This is a genomic window from Candidatus Dependentiae bacterium, from assembly GCA_026389065.1.
Lineage (GTDB): Bacteria > Babelota > Babeliae > Babelales > Chromulinivoraceae > JACPFN01.
This window is the reverse complement of record JAPLIP010000031.1, coordinates 1-18,100: the sequence shown is the minus strand read 5'-3', so window position 1 is coordinate 18,100 and position 18,100 is coordinate 1. Positions and strand designations below refer to the sequence as shown.

Below are 18,100 nucleotides of genomic sequence, written 5' to 3'. Positions count from 1 at the left end.
TTTATGAAATCAATCAACACAAAAAGTGGTAGCGGGCATACATCTTTGGCATATGCATCCCACCCTCCAAAAAAACGTACTTTCCCATATCAAAAAAATGAAAACTTCAAAGCCATTGCCGCTAGCTTAAAATCCGTCGGCGCTAAAAAATAATTTTGCTTTTTAAAAATCAAAGGGACTCTTTTATCAGGGTCCCTTTTTCATTATTAAATTTTAAAACTGCAATAATGCATTGTACTACTTTCCAATCACCATGCGATAACGCTGCTCAACAAATTCCCAATTGACCACATTCCACCAAGCAGCAATGTAATCAGGTCTACGGTTTTGATAATTCAGATAATATGCATGCTCCCAGACATCAAGCCCCAACAAAGGAATTGAGCCTAGCATCAAAGTTGCATCTTGATTTGCCGTAGAAATAATTTCCATATCGCCAGATTTATTTAAAACTAACCATGCCCACCCACTACCAAAACGAGTTTTTGCTGCATTTTCAAATAATTCTTTAAAGGCTTGAAATGACCCGAATTTTTTTTGAATTTCTTGCATCAAATGTCCTTGAACCATCTGCGCACTTGGTTTCATCATTTCCCAAAAAAGTGAGTGATTAAAGTGCCCACCAGCATTGTTTCGCACCGTTGTTTTAATTGCCTCTGGAAGTAAATCAATGCCAACAATTAACTCATCCAAGCTCATTTTTTGCAGTTCTGGGTACGTAACAAGCGCTTTGTTTAGATTATCAATGTAAGCTTGGTGATGCTTGGTAAGATGAATTTCCATAGTCTTTGCGTCGATGTATGGCTGCAAAGCATCATAGCTGTACGGCAATTGAGGAAGAGTAAACATATTTAAACCTTATTTTGTTTTAAAATAAACCAATTCTTGATCTTTTTTCATTAATAACTTTTCTCTAGCAATCTTTTCTTTTGAAAAATCACTGAGCCCTGCTTGTACATCTAATCTTAATTTTTCGATTTCTTCTTTTAGATTTTGAATGTCTTGAATAGTTTGCTGTTTTTTATTTTTTAGGTCTACAAAAGAACTCAGGCCCTTTGGCCCAAAGCAATACAATAATACAAACAAGGCAACTTCAAAAATTAAAAACATAATGATAAATCTACGTACCAAAAAAGTCATACTCTCCTCCTAGATTACTTAAAACAACACAGCCAAAAGTCTTTTTATACACTGTAACAAAAGCCGGCAAGTTGACAATAAGAATCAAAAGAGTACCTTTAATATAAGATTAATACCGTGATTAAACACCAACACAAAGGTTTTTTTACCGTGAAACATAAAACAAAATATAGAATTTATTTCTCTTTGGTCTCAATTTCTGTATTTGCCTTCTTTTTTTCTTTAACTTCTATTAACCAATGCCACAAAACAGAACTTTCCAGACGCTGCTAAATGAGCAGTAAAACATACAAAAATTTCATTTCCCAAAAATTGACAAAAAAAAGAGCTCTCGATTTGAGAGCTCTTTTTTTGCATGAACTGCAAAAGTTTTTATCTTTTTGTAAATTGGAACTTTGCACGAGCACCTTTTTGACCGTATTTTTTACGTTCTTTAACGCGAGAATCAACAGTTAAAAAGCCAAGTTTTCTAAGTTCTGGTCTTAATGTTTCATCAAAAACAAGAAGAGCTCTTGCAATTGCCAATTGAGCTGCAACGGCTTGTGAAGTAAACCCACCGCCAGAAACCTTAATGTCTGCTAGCATCCCTGAAGTTGCTGGAACAACTGTGAAAGAAGCTTGGCAAGCATCACGAGATGCTGGAACTGTGAAATACTCATCAAATGCTTTACCGTTGATCAAAATTTGACCATTGCCTTTTCTTAGCAACACTCGAGCAACAGCTGATTTTCTTCGGCCAGTGCCTTGAGCAAAAGGTTTATTTACAATCCCTTTAACTCGTTTTGTTGTAGTCGTTGCTTTAAGAGCTGGCGCTTTTGCTGTTTTCTTTGTAGAAGCTGGAGCTTGTGCCATAAAAAGTAAGCCTTTCTTCTGAAATATTGTTAATCTTACGATTATATTTATAATTCTAAATTTCTTATTATTTAATAATACATTTTTTATGATACTAGAGTTCATGGAAAAGTCAAAGATACTAAAGCTTTTTTGCGACTATTGCCTACTCTAGCCTATTAAGTCATTTTATACTTTTCCTACACGCCCAAGGTTAGCAGCTCAAGCTTGCAAATATGACCTTACCTACTCAAAATCATCTTCATCAGACTCTTCATCTATTTCCCAAAACTCTGGTTTGTAGGTAGCCTGACAAAGCTTGCATCTATCATGAACGATCAAATCAAACATTTCTTCAATCTGTGTTTTTTCGACAAATCCAACAGCTAAAAGAATTTCTATCAATTCTGGAAATAGGCAATCTTGAAGCACTCTAACGCCGCGGCACTGTGGAACATAATCAAAAATAGATAACACTAATGCCTTAATTAATGTTGAATCAGACATTGCGCGATCCAGAATAACATGATGAACCATAACGTGATCAAAGTCGGAAACTTCAAAAGAAATATACCCAATAACTTGATCCATAAAAGTTGCCTGCAAAAAGAATGCGGTTTCTGGTTCGTCTTGATATGCCTCTTGGTATGCATCTTGATATTCATCAAAATCTTTACTCAAGGATTCCAAGCTTGTTTGCTTACCACTGGTCGCAAAAGTTTCTTGCCAAAACTCTATAAACATCGCCTTGTGTGTGGATAAATCATCACCAACAAATCGACTAATTTCAAATTCATGAGCAAGAAGGCTACACGAAAAACCTATTAAAAATAGAATTGAAAAAATATTTTTATTCATACTAAACCCTCTTCTGGAAATATAACTTCTTAGAAATTAGCTTTTTCAGCCTTTTCTTGACAGCTTATGCATCGACGAGCATTGGGATTATATTTTAGACGATTTTCTGAAATCCTCTCATGACACTCTTCGCATACACCATAGGTTCCAGCTTCAATAGAATTTAATGCCGAAATAATATTTGTGTATTCATTATATTCAGTACCCTGCAAAGACTGTCTTACTGTTTCCATGGTAAGCAAAACTACTTGATCACCATCATCTTGAGACTCACCATCAACCATTTTCTCATTTGAAAGATTTTGCAACTCTCTTTCTATCTCTTGCTTTCTAGCCAAAAGATCTTCTTTGATTTTTGTTAGTTCTAATTTACTCACCACGTTTTAGGCTCCTTTTTTTTTTGAAAAACAACTGTAAAATCTCTTTTGATTTTTCATAATTCATACATTCAATAGTCGTATCTAGATTTTTATAAATTCCAATCTCAATTCCTTGATCAAGAGGAATTCCAAATTTTGTAGATTGAATTCCATACACTACCCGAGACAACCTTGAAAGATATAAAGCGCCCAGGCACATAAGGCAAGGTTGTACTGTAACATATATCGTTGCTCCCGACAACCTCCAACTTTTACTTGCCTTTGTTGCCTTTGCGAGCGCACTAATTTCTGCGTGTGCCAACTGAGTCTGTTTTTTTTCTACTTGATTATACCCCCTTGCTAAAACAACCCCATCTCTATCTACAATTATCGCTCCAATTGGAACTTCGTTTTCGGCAAATGCCTTGCAAGCTTGCTTGTAAGCCATCTCCATAAAAAACAAATCTTTTTTCAATAAAAATCCTTCTCCAGTAATACTTTTTGATACGAATCATGAAATGATTGGAAATTTTTTCATTTCTTTACTAAACTTAAAAAGCATAAAAATAATTTATCTATTGTATATGAAATAAATTTTTTTTCGACGAAAAGTAAACGTTCTTAAAAAAAATATTCAGGGAATCCTTGTGGCAGATAAATCTGACAATCCGTCAAACAAAAAAGAATCAAGTCATTATGGTGCCCAATCCATTAAAGTAATGGAAGGCTTAGAAGCTGTTCGTAAACGACCGGCGATGTACATTGGTAACACGGGACCGCAAGGGCTCCATCATCTTGTTTACGAAGTTGTTGACAACTCTGTTGATGAAGCTTTAGGCGGACACTGTAATAATATCGAAGTAATTTTACACACGAATGGTTCATGCTCCATTGAAGATAATGGACGTGGTATCCCTGTCGACATGCACCCAACAGAAAAAGTTTCTGCAGCTCAAGTTGTTCTAACCAAGCTTCATGCTGGTGGTAAATTTGATAAAGATTCTTATAAATATTCTGGTGGTCTTCATGGTGTTGGTATTTCCGTTGTAAACGCACTTTCAAAAGAACTCAATTTAGAAATTTACAAAGACGGAAAAATCTACAAACAAACATATCGACAAGGCGACCCTGTTGGCGAGATTAAAGAATCTGGCTCAACAACTAAGCACGGTACAAAAGTAACTTTCTTTCCAGATGCTGAAATCTTTCAAGAAACAATCGAATTTAGTTTTGATGTTCTTTCAGCAAGACTTCGCGAACTTGCATTTTTAAATAAAAGCTTACGAATTAGCATCACAGATCAAAACACAAACAAAGAGCATGTCTTTTTATATGAAGGCGGAATTGAATCATTTGTTGAATCAGTAAACTCTAAAAAAACGCCTTTGTTTAATGACATCATCTCAATTAAGCATGAAGACGAAAAATACATTCTTGAAATTGCAATGCAATATAATGATGGTTACGCAGAACAGATTTTCTCTTTTGTTAACAACATCAATACCATTGAAGGCGGTACACACGTCAGCGGATTTAAATCTGCGCTTACAAAAGCTTGTAACAAACGTGGCTTTACTTTAAAAACCCTCAAGGGCAGCGAATCCTATTCAAGCGAAGATGTACGCGAAGGACTTGTATGCGTCATTAGCATTAAAGTTCCAGAACCGCAGTTCGAAGGTCAAACAAAAGCAAAGCTTGGCAACAACGAAATAAAAGGACTTGTTGACTCTTGGACTTTTGCAAAACTTGATGAATATTTTGAAGAAAATCCAAATACTGCTAAAAAAATTCTTATGAAGGCTGAGCTTTCAAAGCGTGCTCGTGAAGCTGCAAAAAGAGCTCGAGATATAACCAGAAGAAAAACGGTCTTAGAAGGATCTGTACTTCCTGGAAAATTAGCTGACTGCTCAAACGAAGACCCTAAAGACTCTGAACTATTCATAGTTGAGGGAGACTCTGCGGGTGGATCTGCTAAGCAAGCTCGAGATAGATTTGCTCAAGCTATTTTGCCACTCAAAGGTAAAATTCTAAACGTTGAAAAAGCACGACTTGATAAAATGCTTGCAAACGAAGAGATCAAAAATTTAATTGCTGCTGTTGGTTGTCAACCAGAAGCACAAGAATTCAATTGCGCATCGGTTCGTTATCATAAAATTATTTTAATGACTGACGCAGACGTTGACGGATCTCACATTCGAACACTGCTTTTAACTTTCTTTTTTAGGTACATGAAACCTTTAATTGAAAATGGTTATTTATATATCGCGCAACCGCCACTTTACAAAGCTAAAATTGGCAAACTTTCACAATATCTAAAAGATGATTCAAGCCTGAGAGCTTTCATGTTTGATTGGGCTCTTGGTGCAGTTGAATTTACCAGCGAAAATAAAACATTTGCTCAGACAGAATGGAAACAGCTGCTTGATAATCTTTTAGCATATGAAAACAAAAATCATGTTATTAGCTCACGATTCAACCTTGAATATCGTCACTGTCACAGTCTTGTTTTATGTTTAACAGAAAACAAGATGACTGACCTTTCTGATTTTGATGGTCTGATTAAAACATTGCAACCGTATTTTAAAGATTGCGTAATTTCTATCAGCTCAAAAGATGCAGACCTTGAAGATGACATAGTTGATGATATTGAAATAATTGATCAAGAAAATGATGAGCAAGCAGATGAGCTTGATGGTTTAGAGTCTGAAATGGACGACACAGATTCTCAAGAAATAGAATCTGGAAAAAAACCAAAACGCAAAACGTTTTCAACAGCTGACCATCAAAAGTTTGAGCTTATTTTTGTAAGATCAAACTTCTCTTGGAACGTTTCACTTGATTTCTTTAGTTCAGATGAAGTTAAAGAGCTTATCAAACTGTTAAATCCGATTTTACTCCTTGAGCAAAACCCTTGGAATCTAATCGAAAAAGATAAACCAGTTACAGGTAAAGGTATCATGGCTCTTATCGTTGCTTTAATCCAGCTATCAAAGCCTCACATGAGCATACAACGATACAAAGGCCTTGGGGAAATGAACCCTGATCAGTTGTGGGAGACCGCAATGGATCCAAAGACTCGCGCATTGCTGCAAGTTTCAATTGAGGACGGACTTGAGGCTGACTCTTGGTTTTCTACCCTCATGGGTGATGATGTTTCAGGACGTCGCAAATTTATCGAAAAAAACGGTCGATTTGTTAAGAACCTCGACATTTAATCTTAGATTTATTCACAAAAAAGGGTGCTTTCAACAGCGCCCTTTTTCTTTTTAATATCAACCATACAAAGGCCTTGGGGAAATGAATCCTTATCAATTGTGAAAGACCGTAATGGATCCAAAAACTCCCGCATTGCTACACCTTTCAATTGAGGACGGACTTGAAGCTGACTCTTGGTATTTTTCTACACTCATGGGTGATGATGTTTCAGGACGTCGCAAATTTATCGAAAAAAACGGTCGATTTGTTAAGAACCTCGACATTTAATCTTAGATTTATTCACAAAAAAGGCGCCCTTTAAAGCGCCCTTTTTCTTTTTAATATCAACCATACAAAGGCCTTGGGGAAATGAATCCTTATTAATTGTGAAAGACCACAATGGATCCAAAAACTCCCGCATTGCTACACCTTTCAATTGAGGACGGACTTGAAGCTGACTCTTGGTATTTTTCTACACTCATGGGTGATGATGTTTCAGGACGTCGCAAATTTATCGAAAAAACGGTCGATTTGTTAAGAACCTCGACATTTAATCTTAGATTTAGTCACAAAAAAAGAGCGCCGTTGAAAGCGCCCTTTTTCTTTTTAAAAAATTATAAAACTATGCTTGTCGTTTTGCAACTTCGAGTTCATAGCCAAATTTTTTCACAAAAGTTTTTTTCATATTTGAAAGGCGAATCCCTGCAAATCTACCTAAGATACTTGGAACAAAACCTCTTGGAGAAAAGCGATCAATGTGCTCATAGGCAGCAATGATAGCTTTTGGGTTTTGACAGCGAGTTGTAGCGTAATGATCCGCAGAAGCTTCTACAAAGAAAAACCAATACACTGGGATTAGGCGTGATGCAATAATTTCACCAATACACATTCTTCCAGCTTCTCTTAATGTAGCCCATTCAGTAAGAAGAGTGAAATATTCATCATCTTTTTCAATGGCACAAATCCATTCCACGGGGAAATAAATCGTATTTAAAGAAGAATAAAGGCTTAGACCCATACTTTTGTGAAAAAATGTTGAATTAAAACCAATAGACATTTCAACATCATTTAGCTCTACAGGGTATTTTACTTGCAATTCATGCAAAAATTTAATTGTTTTTGGATAATAAATAGGAGATATTTCAATATACCCATGCACTTGGCAACCAAGCCAATCTGAGACGTTTTTATACATAGTCCATGGACCTGCATGCACAGTAAATGAACTAAGCAATGCGGCACTCAATAATAATTTTTTCACAATAATCTTCCTATTTAAGTTAAACAATTCTATTTAATATTTTAACACTAAATCTTAAACAATCAATGAAATACCATTTGTTTAAAGGTTTTTTTGAAGGCTTGAGCTTTGTACTGACAAGCTATCGCACGGCTGATTTTTAAGTCTTTCTTTTACCGATGCTCCACCCGTAGCCATAAGAAGCACAAAAAGTATCTGATTTTGCACAGTTGTCATAAGAACCCCCAGGAACTGTATTTTTAGTTTTCTACTTTAATTATATGACTTGCTAAAAAAACCACAAAAACCCCTAGTCCAATTGTGTTTTTTGCCATGCCGTGATATCTTAAAATTAAGTTAAAACACCTTTTTAAAAGCAAAGGATAAAATTATGAACAGTGGATCTTTATTTTCTACCTTTTCTCGTAAAAGAACATATTCTCTTATTGCGATTCTAAGCTGTTTTTTTATCATAGCTGCCAAATATCAACATAGGACTGTAAGTATCGTGCCTGCAAAAACGAGCCAATATAAAACTGTCATATTTGATCTTGGAGACGTGCTTTTAAGGACCTCAAAGCGGACTAAAGCTTCTGTGGTAATCCCAACTATTTTTCAAAATCCAACACTTCTTTATCGAATGTTTGGAATGGATATTAAAGAAGAATTCTTTAAATTGCTTCATGAAATACCAGCCATTTCAACAGAGCCCATGTACAACCAAGGCAAACAGATGCCTTTAATCATGGCAGACTGGATGACTGGACGAAACATCGATGAAATTAAAAACATTGTAGAAAAGCATATCAATAAAAGCCCTCAGCCGACTTCTATAAAAAATTTATTTAGATCAATTGCTCGCCTTATGCTTGATGCTCAAACGCTTGCTGATTCACAATCTCCAATTACCACTATGGTACAACTAGCAAAAAATCTGAAATCAAAAGGCTATAAACTTTATGTCCTTTCAAACTGGGAAGCTGATTCTTATAAATTAGTAAAAAAACAAAACACAGAATTATTTAACCTTTTTGATGGAATAATGGTTTCAGGTGAAGAAAAAATGGGAAAACCAAGCCCAGAATTTTATAAAAAACTTCTTGAAAAATATAATCTCAACGCAAATGAATGCATCTTTATAGATGATGAAATAAATAATACTCAAGCAGCACAAAAACTTGGCATTAAATCAATTGTTTGCAAAAATACCCCAGCAGTCTGCACAGGATTTGTTAATCTTGGAGTCATGATCTTGTCATGACAACCTTTTTAAATCTCGCCCAAAACATTCCACACAACTCAACTTTACTTATTGGCTTTTCTGGCGGGCCAGATTCTGTATTTTTACTTCATTTTTTAAATGATATTGCGCAAAGTCATAATCTTAAAATTATAGCTGCTCACTTAGATCATCAGTGGCGCCAAAACTCTTGCCAGGATGTTGCGTGGTGCTCAAATTTTTGCCAGCAATACAACAACGTCACATTTATCTCCAAGGTAGCATCTGAGCTAAATTTCACGCCCAAAACAAATGGGTCAAAAGAAGAAACAGGCAGAAAATTACGCCGACATTTTTTTATGGAGTGCGCTAAGGATTTTAAGGCTGATCACATCGTTTTAGGGCATCATCAAGATGATCAGATTGAAACCTTTTTTATCAGACTTTCTCGCGGAAGTTCTGTAACCGGACTTGCAAGCATGCGCATGAAAGATGGATTGTACCTAAGACCGCTGCTACATATCACAAAACAAGAAATTCTAGACTTTCTAGAGCTTCATCAAATTCCATTTTTAATAGACCCAACCAATACCGATACAGTATTTTTAAGAAATAGAATCAGAAAAAACCTTGTGCCAATTCTTGATTCTGTTGACTCACGAATCCACAAAAATATTATTTCTTGCATTGATCATATGCAAAAAACAGAAGATTTTTTAAAGCAAGTCACAAAGCAAACCATAAAAGAACTTTCAACAGATTTTGGTATCGACCTTGCTCGTTTCTTAAAGGAGCATGAAATTTTACAGCAACGAATCATTCTTTCTATGCTTATTTCTAGCAGCCAACCGTGTACTCCAAGTAAAGCTTTTTTTGGTGAAATCATTCGATTTCTACGATCAGTAAAACATAATGAACATCAACTACTCGAAACGCTGAAAATTATTAAAAACAAAAACAGCTTTTCTTTCAAAACTTTCTAGCCAGCTTTTATAGATTTACCTTCATTTTTTCAGGAAAACTGTTAATGATTTAAGGGGCCTAAGAGCCACAGATCGCTTAAAAAAGGAGAGCAATGGAAGATCACAAAAAAGAGACCGGCCTTCATCCAATTGTTGTATGGATTATTGCCTCTATTTTACTGCATTTATTATTTATCGTCATAAGCATCGTCCTTCGAATTGATGAACACAAAAAAGAAAACATCTTAAAAAAAGAAATGACTATTTCGGCAAAAGACAAGCAAAATGCCATCATGATGCTTGATCAGCCAAAAAAACCACAAGTCATTTCACAAGCACAAGCATTAAAACAATCGGCAATTCAAAAACCGGCTCAACCACAAAAAGCTGAACCAAAATCGGTAACTCCACCAAAACCACAAGCGCCAGAACCTCCTGTTGTGCATACATTAATTCCAGGAAGACAAGGCGTAGATAAACAAAATTTAATAGATGATGATGGTGGAGCAGAAATACCAAAAAAAGAAAAATCTCAAGAACTACCAAAAGAAGTTCAACAACCTGACAATTTTCAAAAAGAACAAGCCCAAAAGCAAGAACCCAAGCAAGAAGAAAACAATAAAGAAGATTCATCCAAAACAAGTCCTGAAAAAAAAGAATTTATTAACAAAGAAGAACCAATAACTATCTCAAAAAAAACAACCCCCGCAAATCAGTACCAAGACCCTGAGAAAACTATTAAGCCAGATCTAGCTAAAGAAGAATTATTAAAAAAAGATGGGCACGAAAAAACAATAGAAAAGAATGAAACTATAGAAAATGAAATCCCTAAATCTTTAAAAAACTTAAAAAAATTAACAACCGACAATTACGACTTAGATCCTTACCCATTTTCTCCAAAGCCTCATTCAAAATCACGCATGTCTTTAAAGGATCTTTCGATAGGATTTGACAACTATCGAAAAAACATAGGAAATAGCCAACATTTAATTCAACAGGGAAATACAACAGCTGCTGCATCTGGGCAAAGCTTAAAAATGATTACTTACAACAATCAGTTTGCAAAAACAATGCTTGGATCAATACACACCCACCCTCAATATCAATCAATTCAGTATGTCAGAGGCAAACAAATTGTCCTCGCCGTAACCATTGACAGACAAGGAACTCTTCTAAAGCTTGACGTTATTGCAAGCAGTGGCGACACAAACATGGATAAAATCATGGTTGAATCTATTCAATCTGCTGGTCTTTACCCGGCAGTTCCATCATTTGTACCTGATGATCCATTTTTTCAAAGATGGACAATTTTACATTAATCTCAGAATAGATAATTTGGAGCAATCTGTTTTTTTGATATACTAAAAACAGTGACAATAAAAGGTTATTTTAAACTTTATACTCCATTTAATTTATTATGAGCAAAAAAAATTTTTACGACATTTTAGGCGTCAGCAAAACTGCTGATGTTGCCGAAATCAAAAAAGCATATCGCGCACTCGCAATGAAACATCATCCTGATAGAAACCCTGGAAACCCAGAGGCTGAAGAAAAATTCAAAGAAGCAACATCTGCTTATGAAGTTCTTTCAGATGAAAAAAAACGTGCACAATACGATCAGCATGGTCATGAAAACTATAACAACATGCAAGGTGGCGGCGGTCATCATGGAAACATGGATGACATGTTTAGAAATTTTGGGGATATGTTTGGCGGAGTTGATTTTGGTGATATTTTCGGCCAAGGGCAATCTCAGCGTCGTAAAAAAAGCGGCCCAACTCCACAAAGAGGTCATGATTTAATCCAAGACGTCACCATCACCCTTAAAGAAGCGTACCTTGGAATAAAAAAAGAAGTTTCTTATTATCATGCTTTTGCCTGCACATCATGCAATCATCAAGGGTATAAAAACAAAACTGATGTTATAGTTTGTAGCAAATGTAAAGGCGCTGGACAAGTACGATTCCAACAAGGATTTTTCTCTGTGGCTCAGGCTTGTCAACCTTGCCAAGGCCAAGGATACACTATTAAAAATCCTTGCGAAAACTGCAAAGGCCAATCAAGAAAACAAGAATTTGAAAGATTTTCTGTTACCATTCCTCAAGGAATTTTTGATGGAGCTGAACTTCGTATTTCTCAAAAAGGCGATGCTGGAATTTATGGCGGTCCGTCAGGCGATTTATTCTTAAAAATAAAAGTAGCTCATGATAAAAAATTCACTCGAATTGAAAACGATTTATCATGCAACTTAATGCTAACTTACCCGCAACTTGTTCTGGGCTGCCAGGTTGAAATTGAAAACATAGATGGCACAAATATTTCAATAAAAATTCCAAAGGGATGTCCCGTTGGTGAAAAAATCATAGTTCCTGGAAAAGGTTTTATCAAACTAAAAGGATTTGGCGCAGGAAACTTAATTATTGTCACACAGTGCCACATTCCAAAAAAATTAACATCTACTCAAAAAGAATCTCTTGATTCTTTTACTAGTCAACTTGGCACTGACGTTACTGATCGCCAAGATGGTTTTATAAGCTCAATCTTTAAAAAATTCTTAGGGTAGCATCAAATACAAATTCAACACAAAAAAAATAGTCGCTCATTAATGAGCGACTATTTTTTTATATTTTAATTCTTAACTCTTAAAATTTTTTAGGGCTTGATTTTCTAGGAGATCCATTTACCCCATGCTCCAAAGGAGTCTGCGTTCCATGTTCTAATAAAACATTTTCATTTCTATTTTTTTTAGGAGTTTTAGATGGTGAAGACGTACCATGTTCTAAAGGAGTTTTAGTTCCATGAAGACCCCGAGGCTTTGGAAACATTCCAATTTTCTTTGGAGTTACCTTAGACGGTGAAGACACGCCATGATCAGCAGCTGATTCATAGCTATTATTTGCATATGCTGCAAGTCCAGCTAATTCTGGCGCTGACAAATTACTTTTCATTCCTTTGGGAGTATGGCAAACCCAGCTACCCTGTCTACACATTGAGTCATTTCCAACAGACGAACATCCAGGACTTGAAGGAAGATCATCGCAAGCACACTGCTCGCAGGAATCTATTAAAGTAGATAGTACATTAGAGGGCCTAATTTGAAACGGATATCTGCCAAGAGCCAAAGGCATTACCACATATTTATCCTGAAAGTATGTACTACGTGTGGTTACAGGGCCTTGATTTCTATAATTTGATGCCTGCAAAGCAATATCGCTTAGCAACATAAAGATTATCAGTAAACAAGACACAATGCCGTTTCTCATTTCAGCTCCTTGTAAATAATTGTAGATTTTCATTTTTTTCAATCTGTGAAAGAGGTCCCAATCAAGTAATTTGACTAACTATATAGTCAAACTCCAAATAAAGCAACACTCCCCCAGCAAGTTAAGACACACAATCCTAACATATGAATATTTAGAAAAAAAGAGTTTGTTGAAAAATTTAATTTTTGATCTTTTTTCTAAACTGGAACTTGTGCCTTCTTCATACTTTTATATGAAGCCTGGTAAGCGCCATTATACTTCTGTGTCATCTTTTGTACCATTAAATAAAAAAATTCACGATCCATGCTTTTTATAACAGCTTGCTCATGAGCCTCAAATAAACAGACTGGATATCCGGCACCTTTTTGAGCTTGATCCAAAGCAACCTGACAAATTTTATCCACCAGTGATTCATCGCCAGCAATCCAAAAAGGAAATTCCAAACGAACTATTTCAAAGCCTACATGCAGGTAGCAAAAATAAGGCTTTAAATGTTTTGGGTACATATATGAAATCGGTGATTTGCTCTGAAAAACAACTGACCGTTGTCCCTGTTTTAAAAAATAAAAAGCGATATCCATATCGCAAAGACCACCAAGCAAATCAAAGGACTCTTCTTTTTTCAGCTCATAACCAGAAGCAGCAATTTTTAAAACGTTAACTAATTCTTTAGATCGAGGAAAACTAATATATCCAGCATGTAAAACTTTTCTCTCGTACAATTTTTCTAGCTCTGCCAAATAAACTAAGACAAAATTCTGCGCATCGTCCCCTTGCATAAGTTGCTGCAATCCCTGCGTTGTTGAAAAAATTAAAGTTCCATCAAACAAACAAACAAATAACTCATCATGATTTTGCTTCAAATAATTATCTGACTGCTCCACAGCCGAAATTAATTCAAATGCTTCTCGCTGCTCATTTACAAAATCTCTCCCCTGAGCCCCTGATTGCTCATTGGAACTCACAATGACTGTTGGTTGACTTGCAAAAGCAACCGAACTCTTTTCGCTGCCATACCTTAAAAGCACTGAGCCAACGTTTATCAAATAGCACGGAGGACCCTGGTGCTTATCATAATAAATCTGTGATCCATCTACTGCTAGAACTGCATATGGCAAAGACAATTGATCAATATTTTTTGACATTCCAATTGATCCGCTCCAGTACGGAACCAAAAACGGCCATTTTTTTTCTTGAATTTTTTTAGCAAGATTAGCGTCATGAGCAATAGATTGCCAAACCTGCTTTGCAATGTCTCTTTCATGAGCAAATTTCACAGATAGGTCTTTACTTGCTTTATCGAGCTGCGCTACTAATTTTTGATGATCAAGCATGATAAAAGCCTTGGTAGATAGATTATTTTTTGATTAATATACAGAATACTTTTTTTTTGATACTTTCAAAACATTCTTTTTTATAAAATCGGAGAAAATCAATGAAAAAAAATATATTATTTCTTTACACCTTGCTTTCGATAAGCAATGCAGATCTTTACTCCTATGCAATATCTACAATATGCATTGATGTTGAAGCGGTCTTTCAAACCAATGCTCTGCAAGCTTCAAAATATGTTGGAAAATTTGATTCTGTAAGATATTTAACACAAGCAGGAAACCTACCAAATCAAGAAGATCTTTTTAAGCAACTCAAGCCAATTAAATCTATTTCTTCACAGGTTACATACAACAAAGGTTTAGCTATGCCTTTAATTTTATCTGACTGGCTTGCTTCGCTACAAACTTCAACAAAAATTAGCACCATCATTCAAAATTATTTAAACAATAAAGATATTTCAAATATAGAAAAAAAAGTTCTTCTCGCAATAGTTAGCATGATGCTCACACCAAATCATCTTGCCGACACTCAAAGCATATCTACAAAAATAGAAAGCTTGCTCGGTACATTACATCGCAATGGTTATAAAATATATCTAGTTGGAAATTGGGCAAACATTTCATCACTTAAAAAAAACTTTCCAAATGTTTTTAAAATATTTAAAGGCGTACACGTTTCTGGTGACATGCACCTTTTAAAGCCTTCTGCAGAATTTTATACAAAAATATTAGAACTTTCTGGCTTTAAATCTGATCAAATTCTCTGGATCGAAACTGAACAGAAATTTATATCTAAAATGAATCATTTTGGTTATCAAACCATTTTATACAACCATAGCCATCATGAAGATATTTTTAAAAACTTACAAAAATATGGCGTACGAACCTAGCCTATAAGTTTTTTTAAGCACTCTAAAAAAAATTCAACTTCTTGTGCAGTATTGTACAAAGAAAAGCTCACACGAACTGAAGCATTAATGCCACATTTTTGATGATACAATTGCACACAATGATGCCCTGCGCGAACGGCTATGCCAAAGCGGTCAAGATATGCAGCAATATCATGGGCATGATGAGTTTTCGAGTAAAATGTTACGATTGATCCATCTGGACTTAAAGGGCTTACTATTTCAATATCTTCGATAGTTTTTAAGCCATCATAAAGAATAGAGGTTAGCATAGCTTCATGCTCTTGCAGCTGCTGAAAATCAACAGACTCTTGTACAAAGTCAACACAAGCTCCAAGTCCAATTACCTGAGCAATATGAGGGGTTCCAGCTTCAAAACTATGTGGAAATGACTTAAAGCTTGATTCTTTTTCGCCAACAGAAAATACCATGCCGCCACCAAAGCTCGTTATAATCATTTGAGAAATTATTGACTCTTTAACAAAAAGAACACCAACGCCAGTTGGTCCAAATAATTTATGTCCTGAAAACACTAGAAAATCACATCCAATTTTTTCTACATCAATTGACCTGTGAGCGATTGATTGCGAAGCATCAATTAAAACCTTCGCTCCAATTTCATGAGCCATTTTTGCCATTGTTTCAATATCGTTAGTAGTTCCTAAAATATTTGAAGTATGCACAAGCGCCACAAGCTTTGTTTTTGCTGAAAGATGCTTTTTAAAAATTTCTGGATCGACATGACCAGTTAAAGAAACTGGCAAAATAGTTAGATTAAGCCCTTTTGCTATTGCAAGCTGCTGCCATGGAACAAAGTTGGAATGATGCTCAATTGCTGAAACTAAAATCTGATCACCTTGCTTTAAATTATAAAAAGCCCAAGACCTCGCAATAATATTTATACTTTCTGTAGCACCTGAAGTAAAAACGATTTCTTTGCTTTTTGCGCCTATAAAATGAGCAACTTTATCTCTTGATTCCTCATAGGCAGCAGTAGCTTTTTCCGCAAAAGTATACACGCCGCGACCAATGTTTGATTTATATGTTAAGTAGTAAGAAACAATATGCTCAAGGACCATTTGAGGCATTTGTGCCGTTGAAGCACTATCAAAAAAAATAAATGGATAACCATTAACCTTTTGGGTAAAAATAGGAAACACTTCTCTAAGAGCTGGAAAATTCATACTTAAATTTTTACCACTTTGCTTTAAACCATTTTTTGACATATCGCTTCCTCTAACAAATCTTTATCTTTAAAATTCTCTATCACAGAAGCAAAAAACGAACTGATCAAAAGCTTATGAGCCTTGACTTCTTCTAAGCCTTTGCTTTGCAAATACCATAATTGCTCTTTTTCAAACCGTCCAATTGCGCTTCCATGAGAACATTGCACATCATGCTGTAAAACTTCAATAGATGGTATCGAAATCACTTGAGCCTGCTTGCTGAGCAAAATGTTTTTATTTTCCTGGGAAGCTTGAGTTTTCCTTGCTTCCGGGCCAATGAAAATTAAACCCTCATAAAAGGCTTGTGCTCGACCTTTTAGCATTCCTTTTAAAAGGAGCTCGCTTTTAGCCATCTCTCCAATATGATTTTGAAAGGTTTTTATGCTTACTTTTTGATCAAAATCCAAAGCATAAACACCGTTAATAGTTGCCCGTGAGCTGCTGCCCTCCAAGTAAACATGGATTTCTAGAGAAAGATTAATTTTCGTTAGCAAAGATAGCTGAAAATCGATTTTTGCATGATCCTGTAACAAAATGTGGTACTCGACAAACCGATTTTCCTCATTTATGGAATTTAAATCATCTTGAACACTCAGCACACAATCAGAGTTTTTACCTAGGAGTACATACATTTTCGAAGTGCTTTGCCGCAAAGTACCAATTGCATGATTTATACTTGTTTTTTGGCAGCTTAAAACAGATAGTTTCAAGTCTGAAAAGTCATAATTTACATGAACGCCATTACTTAAAACAGGCTCAAAACCATGAGTATCTTGAAAAGTGATTGGCAATTGATAAGACATAAAAACAGCTTTACCGTAAATGGAATAATATAGCTATTCTACGTTATTTTCTGCATTTTAACAATCCTGCCAAAAAACGACAAAGCCTTTGCTATAAGGTGTTTTTTGATATATTATTAAAGTATATATTTAATCCTAACTTTAATAGGGGTCCTATGAAAACATTATTTTTACAATCAGGTCTTATTTTAATGACTACTTCTCTTATTTGCTCTGAAAGTAAAAGCTTTGAGCAAAGAGCAATGCCTTTACGGAGGGATATAACGATGTCTTACATTTTCAATTATCCAATAACTCTAAAAGCTCGAACAGATGCTAACCACATTTGCATTGAACACAAAGAAGTAAACACAGAAACTTGTTTTTCAAAAGAAGAATTTGCACAGTTTTTAATAGAACAATATAAAGCACTTACTGCATAAAGCACTTGCTGCAAAAAGAGATAAAGCTTTCTGCGATGGTATTTTAGATATGGCTAAAATAGATCTTCCAGTTGCAAAAGCCGATATTTCATTAAAAAAAATGAGAACAAATTTTTCAGAAATACACCTTAAAGCAGAAAGTTCAAATAATAAAGCATCTTTCAATTTTGATGAATCAAAGAATCCTGTGGTAGCTAACTATAGCCTAAATCATTAAGCATTGCTTTTTTCTCCAAAGAAATGACAAGCAGCTTCTATTATTTCCGATTTCATTGTTTCCATTATCTTTTTGATGCCATGTTTAACGCTAAACCAAAAATGTTCGATTGGATTAAAGTCT

Annotated in this window: 20 protein-coding genes and 2 pseudogenes; 10 read left to right on the top strand and 12 right to left on the bottom strand. The window is 35.3% G+C overall.

Annotated features, from left to right (window positions below; translation table 11 throughout):
- Window positions 1-237 precede the first annotated feature (237 nt).
- The 6 genes from NTU89_01425 to NTU89_01400 form a co-directional block, all read right to left on the bottom strand.
- The gene (locus NTU89_01425; protein MCX5923205.1) at window positions 238-849 is read right to left on the bottom strand and encodes a superoxide dismutase; all 612 of its coding nucleotides are present in this window, start codon (window positions 847-849) and stop codon (window positions 238-240) included.
- Between the two features lie 9 nt (window positions 850-858).
- Complete coding sequence (locus NTU89_01420; protein ID MCX5923204.1) at window positions 859-1,140, bottom strand: septum formation initiator family protein; 282 nt, start codon at window positions 1,138-1,140, stop codon at window positions 859-861.
- A gap of 372 nt (window positions 1,141-1,512) precedes the next feature.
- Window positions 1,513-1,992 carry a 30S ribosomal protein S9 gene (gene rpsI, locus NTU89_01415; protein ID MCX5923203.1) on the bottom strand — a complete coding sequence of 160 codons (480 nt, stop codon included), beginning with the start codon at window positions 1,990-1,992 and terminating at the stop codon, window positions 1,513-1,515.
- A gap of 225 nt (window positions 1,993-2,217) precedes the next feature.
- Window positions 2,218-2,829 carry a hypothetical protein gene (locus NTU89_01410; GenBank protein ID MCX5923202.1) on the bottom strand — a complete coding sequence of 204 codons (612 nt, stop codon included), beginning with the start codon at window positions 2,827-2,829 and terminating at the stop codon, window positions 2,218-2,220.
- Between the two features lie 29 nt (window positions 2,830-2,858).
- Entirely contained in the window at window positions 2,859-3,209 is a 351-nt protein-coding gene (locus NTU89_01405) for a TraR/DksA family transcriptional regulator (protein MCX5923201.1), read from the bottom strand.
- Window positions 3,199-3,663: a nucleoside deaminase gene (locus NTU89_01400; protein ID MCX5923200.1), complete on the bottom strand. Its 465-nt coding sequence runs from the start codon at window positions 3,661-3,663 to the stop codon at window positions 3,199-3,201. Before NTU89_01400 ends, NTU89_01405 begins: the two co-directional genes overlap by 11 nt.
- A gap of 172 nt (window positions 3,664-3,835) precedes the next feature.
- On the opposite strand from NTU89_01400, the gene gyrB reads away from it, so the two are divergent.
- The 3 genes and pseudogenes from gyrB to NTU89_01385 all read left to right on the top strand — a co-directional run bounded on the left by gyrB (window position 3,836) and on the right by NTU89_01385 (window position 6,844).
- The gene (gyrB, locus tag NTU89_01395; protein ID MCX5923199.1) at window positions 3,836-6,403 is read left to right on the top strand and encodes a DNA topoisomerase (ATP-hydrolyzing) subunit B; all 2,568 of its coding nucleotides are present in this window, start codon (window positions 3,836-3,838) and stop codon (window positions 6,401-6,403) included.
- A 58-nt stretch (window positions 6,404-6,461) separates the two neighbouring features.
- A pseudogene (locus NTU89_01390) lies at window positions 6,462-6,671 on the top strand (DNA topoisomerase IV subunit B).
- 111 nt (window positions 6,672-6,782) lie between these two features.
- Window positions 6,783-6,844, top strand: a pseudogene (locus NTU89_01385) (hypothetical protein).
- A gap of 161 nt (window positions 6,845-7,005) precedes the next feature.
- On the opposite strand, the gene NTU89_01380 reads toward NTU89_01385, so the two are convergent.
- Both NTU89_01380 and NTU89_01375 read right to left on the bottom strand, forming a co-directional pair.
- Window positions 7,006-7,644 (bottom strand): hypothetical protein, encoded by a 639-nt coding sequence (locus tag NTU89_01380; protein MCX5923198.1) that lies wholly within the window; start codon window positions 7,642-7,644, stop codon window positions 7,006-7,008.
- Window positions 7,645-7,725: 81 nt separating this feature from the next.
- Window positions 7,726-7,860 (bottom strand): hypothetical protein, encoded by a 135-nt coding sequence (locus NTU89_01375; GenBank protein MCX5923197.1) that lies wholly within the window; start codon window positions 7,858-7,860, stop codon window positions 7,726-7,728.
- 154 nt (window positions 7,861-8,014) lie between these two features.
- Between NTU89_01375 and NTU89_01370 the strand changes: the two genes are divergently transcribed.
- The 4 genes from NTU89_01370 to dnaJ all read left to right on the top strand — a co-directional run bounded on the left by NTU89_01370 (window position 8,015) and on the right by dnaJ (window position 12,367).
- Window positions 8,015-8,884, top strand: a complete 870-nt coding sequence (locus NTU89_01370; GenBank protein MCX5923196.1) for an HAD-IA family hydrolase — start codon at window positions 8,015-8,017, stop codon at window positions 8,882-8,884.
- Complete coding sequence (gene tilS / locus NTU89_01365) at window positions 8,881-9,825, top strand: tRNA lysidine(34) synthetase TilS (protein ID MCX5923195.1); 945 nt, start codon at window positions 8,881-8,883, stop codon at window positions 9,823-9,825. Before NTU89_01370 ends, tilS begins: the two co-directional genes overlap by 4 nt.
- 92 nt (window positions 9,826-9,917) lie before the next feature.
- Entirely contained in the window at window positions 9,918-11,123 is a 1,206-nt protein-coding gene (locus NTU89_01360; GenBank protein ID MCX5923194.1) for a TonB C-terminal domain-containing protein, read from the top strand.
- A 98-nt stretch (window positions 11,124-11,221) separates the two neighbouring features.
- Window positions 11,222-12,367, top strand: a complete 1,146-nt coding sequence (gene dnaJ, locus NTU89_01355; protein MCX5923193.1) for a molecular chaperone DnaJ — start codon at window positions 11,222-11,224, stop codon at window positions 12,365-12,367.
- Between the two features lie 79 nt (window positions 12,368-12,446).
- Here the strand turns inward: dnaJ and NTU89_01350 are convergent, their stop codons facing one another.
- Entirely contained in the window at window positions 12,447-13,100 is a 654-nt protein-coding gene (locus NTU89_01350) for a hypothetical protein (protein ID MCX5923192.1), read from the bottom strand.
- Window positions 13,101-13,264: 164 nt separating this feature from the next.
- Window positions 13,265-14,401, bottom strand: a complete 1,137-nt coding sequence (locus NTU89_01345; GenBank protein MCX5923191.1) for a DNA double-strand break repair nuclease NurA — start codon at window positions 14,399-14,401, stop codon at window positions 13,265-13,267.
- 101 nt (window positions 14,402-14,502) lie between these two features.
- Here NTU89_01345 and NTU89_01340 point away from each other — a divergent pair, with 101 nt between their 5' ends.
- The gene (locus NTU89_01340; protein ID MCX5923190.1) at window positions 14,503-15,291 is read left to right on the top strand and encodes a hypothetical protein; all 789 of its coding nucleotides are present in this window, start codon (window positions 14,503-14,505) and stop codon (window positions 15,289-15,291) included.
- Here NTU89_01340 and NTU89_01335 read toward each other — a convergent pair.
- Both NTU89_01335 and NTU89_01330 read right to left on the bottom strand, forming a co-directional pair.
- Complete coding sequence (locus tag NTU89_01335) at window positions 15,288-16,535, bottom strand: cysteine desulfurase (protein MCX5923189.1); 1,248 nt, start codon at window positions 16,533-16,535, stop codon at window positions 15,288-15,290. The two genes, NTU89_01340 and NTU89_01335, sit on opposite strands and share 4 nt — an antisense overlap.
- Window positions 16,517-17,338, bottom strand: a complete 822-nt coding sequence (locus NTU89_01330) for a SufD family Fe-S cluster assembly protein (GenBank protein MCX5923188.1) — start codon at window positions 17,336-17,338, stop codon at window positions 16,517-16,519. Before NTU89_01330 ends, NTU89_01335 begins: the two co-directional genes overlap by 19 nt.
- A gap of 155 nt (window positions 17,339-17,493) precedes the next feature.
- On the opposite strand from NTU89_01330, the gene NTU89_01325 reads away from it, so the two are divergent.
- Together NTU89_01325 and NTU89_01320 are read left to right on the top strand one after the other, a co-directional pair.
- Window positions 17,494-17,760 (top strand): hypothetical protein, encoded by a 267-nt coding sequence (locus NTU89_01325; GenBank protein MCX5923187.1) that lies wholly within the window; start codon window positions 17,494-17,496, stop codon window positions 17,758-17,760.
- A 49-nt stretch (window positions 17,761-17,809) separates the two neighbouring features.
- The gene (locus NTU89_01320; GenBank protein ID MCX5923186.1) at window positions 17,810-17,977 is read left to right on the top strand and encodes a hypothetical protein; all 168 of its coding nucleotides are present in this window, start codon (window positions 17,810-17,812) and stop codon (window positions 17,975-17,977) included.
- The last annotated feature ends 123 nt before the right edge of the window (window positions 17,978-18,100 follow it).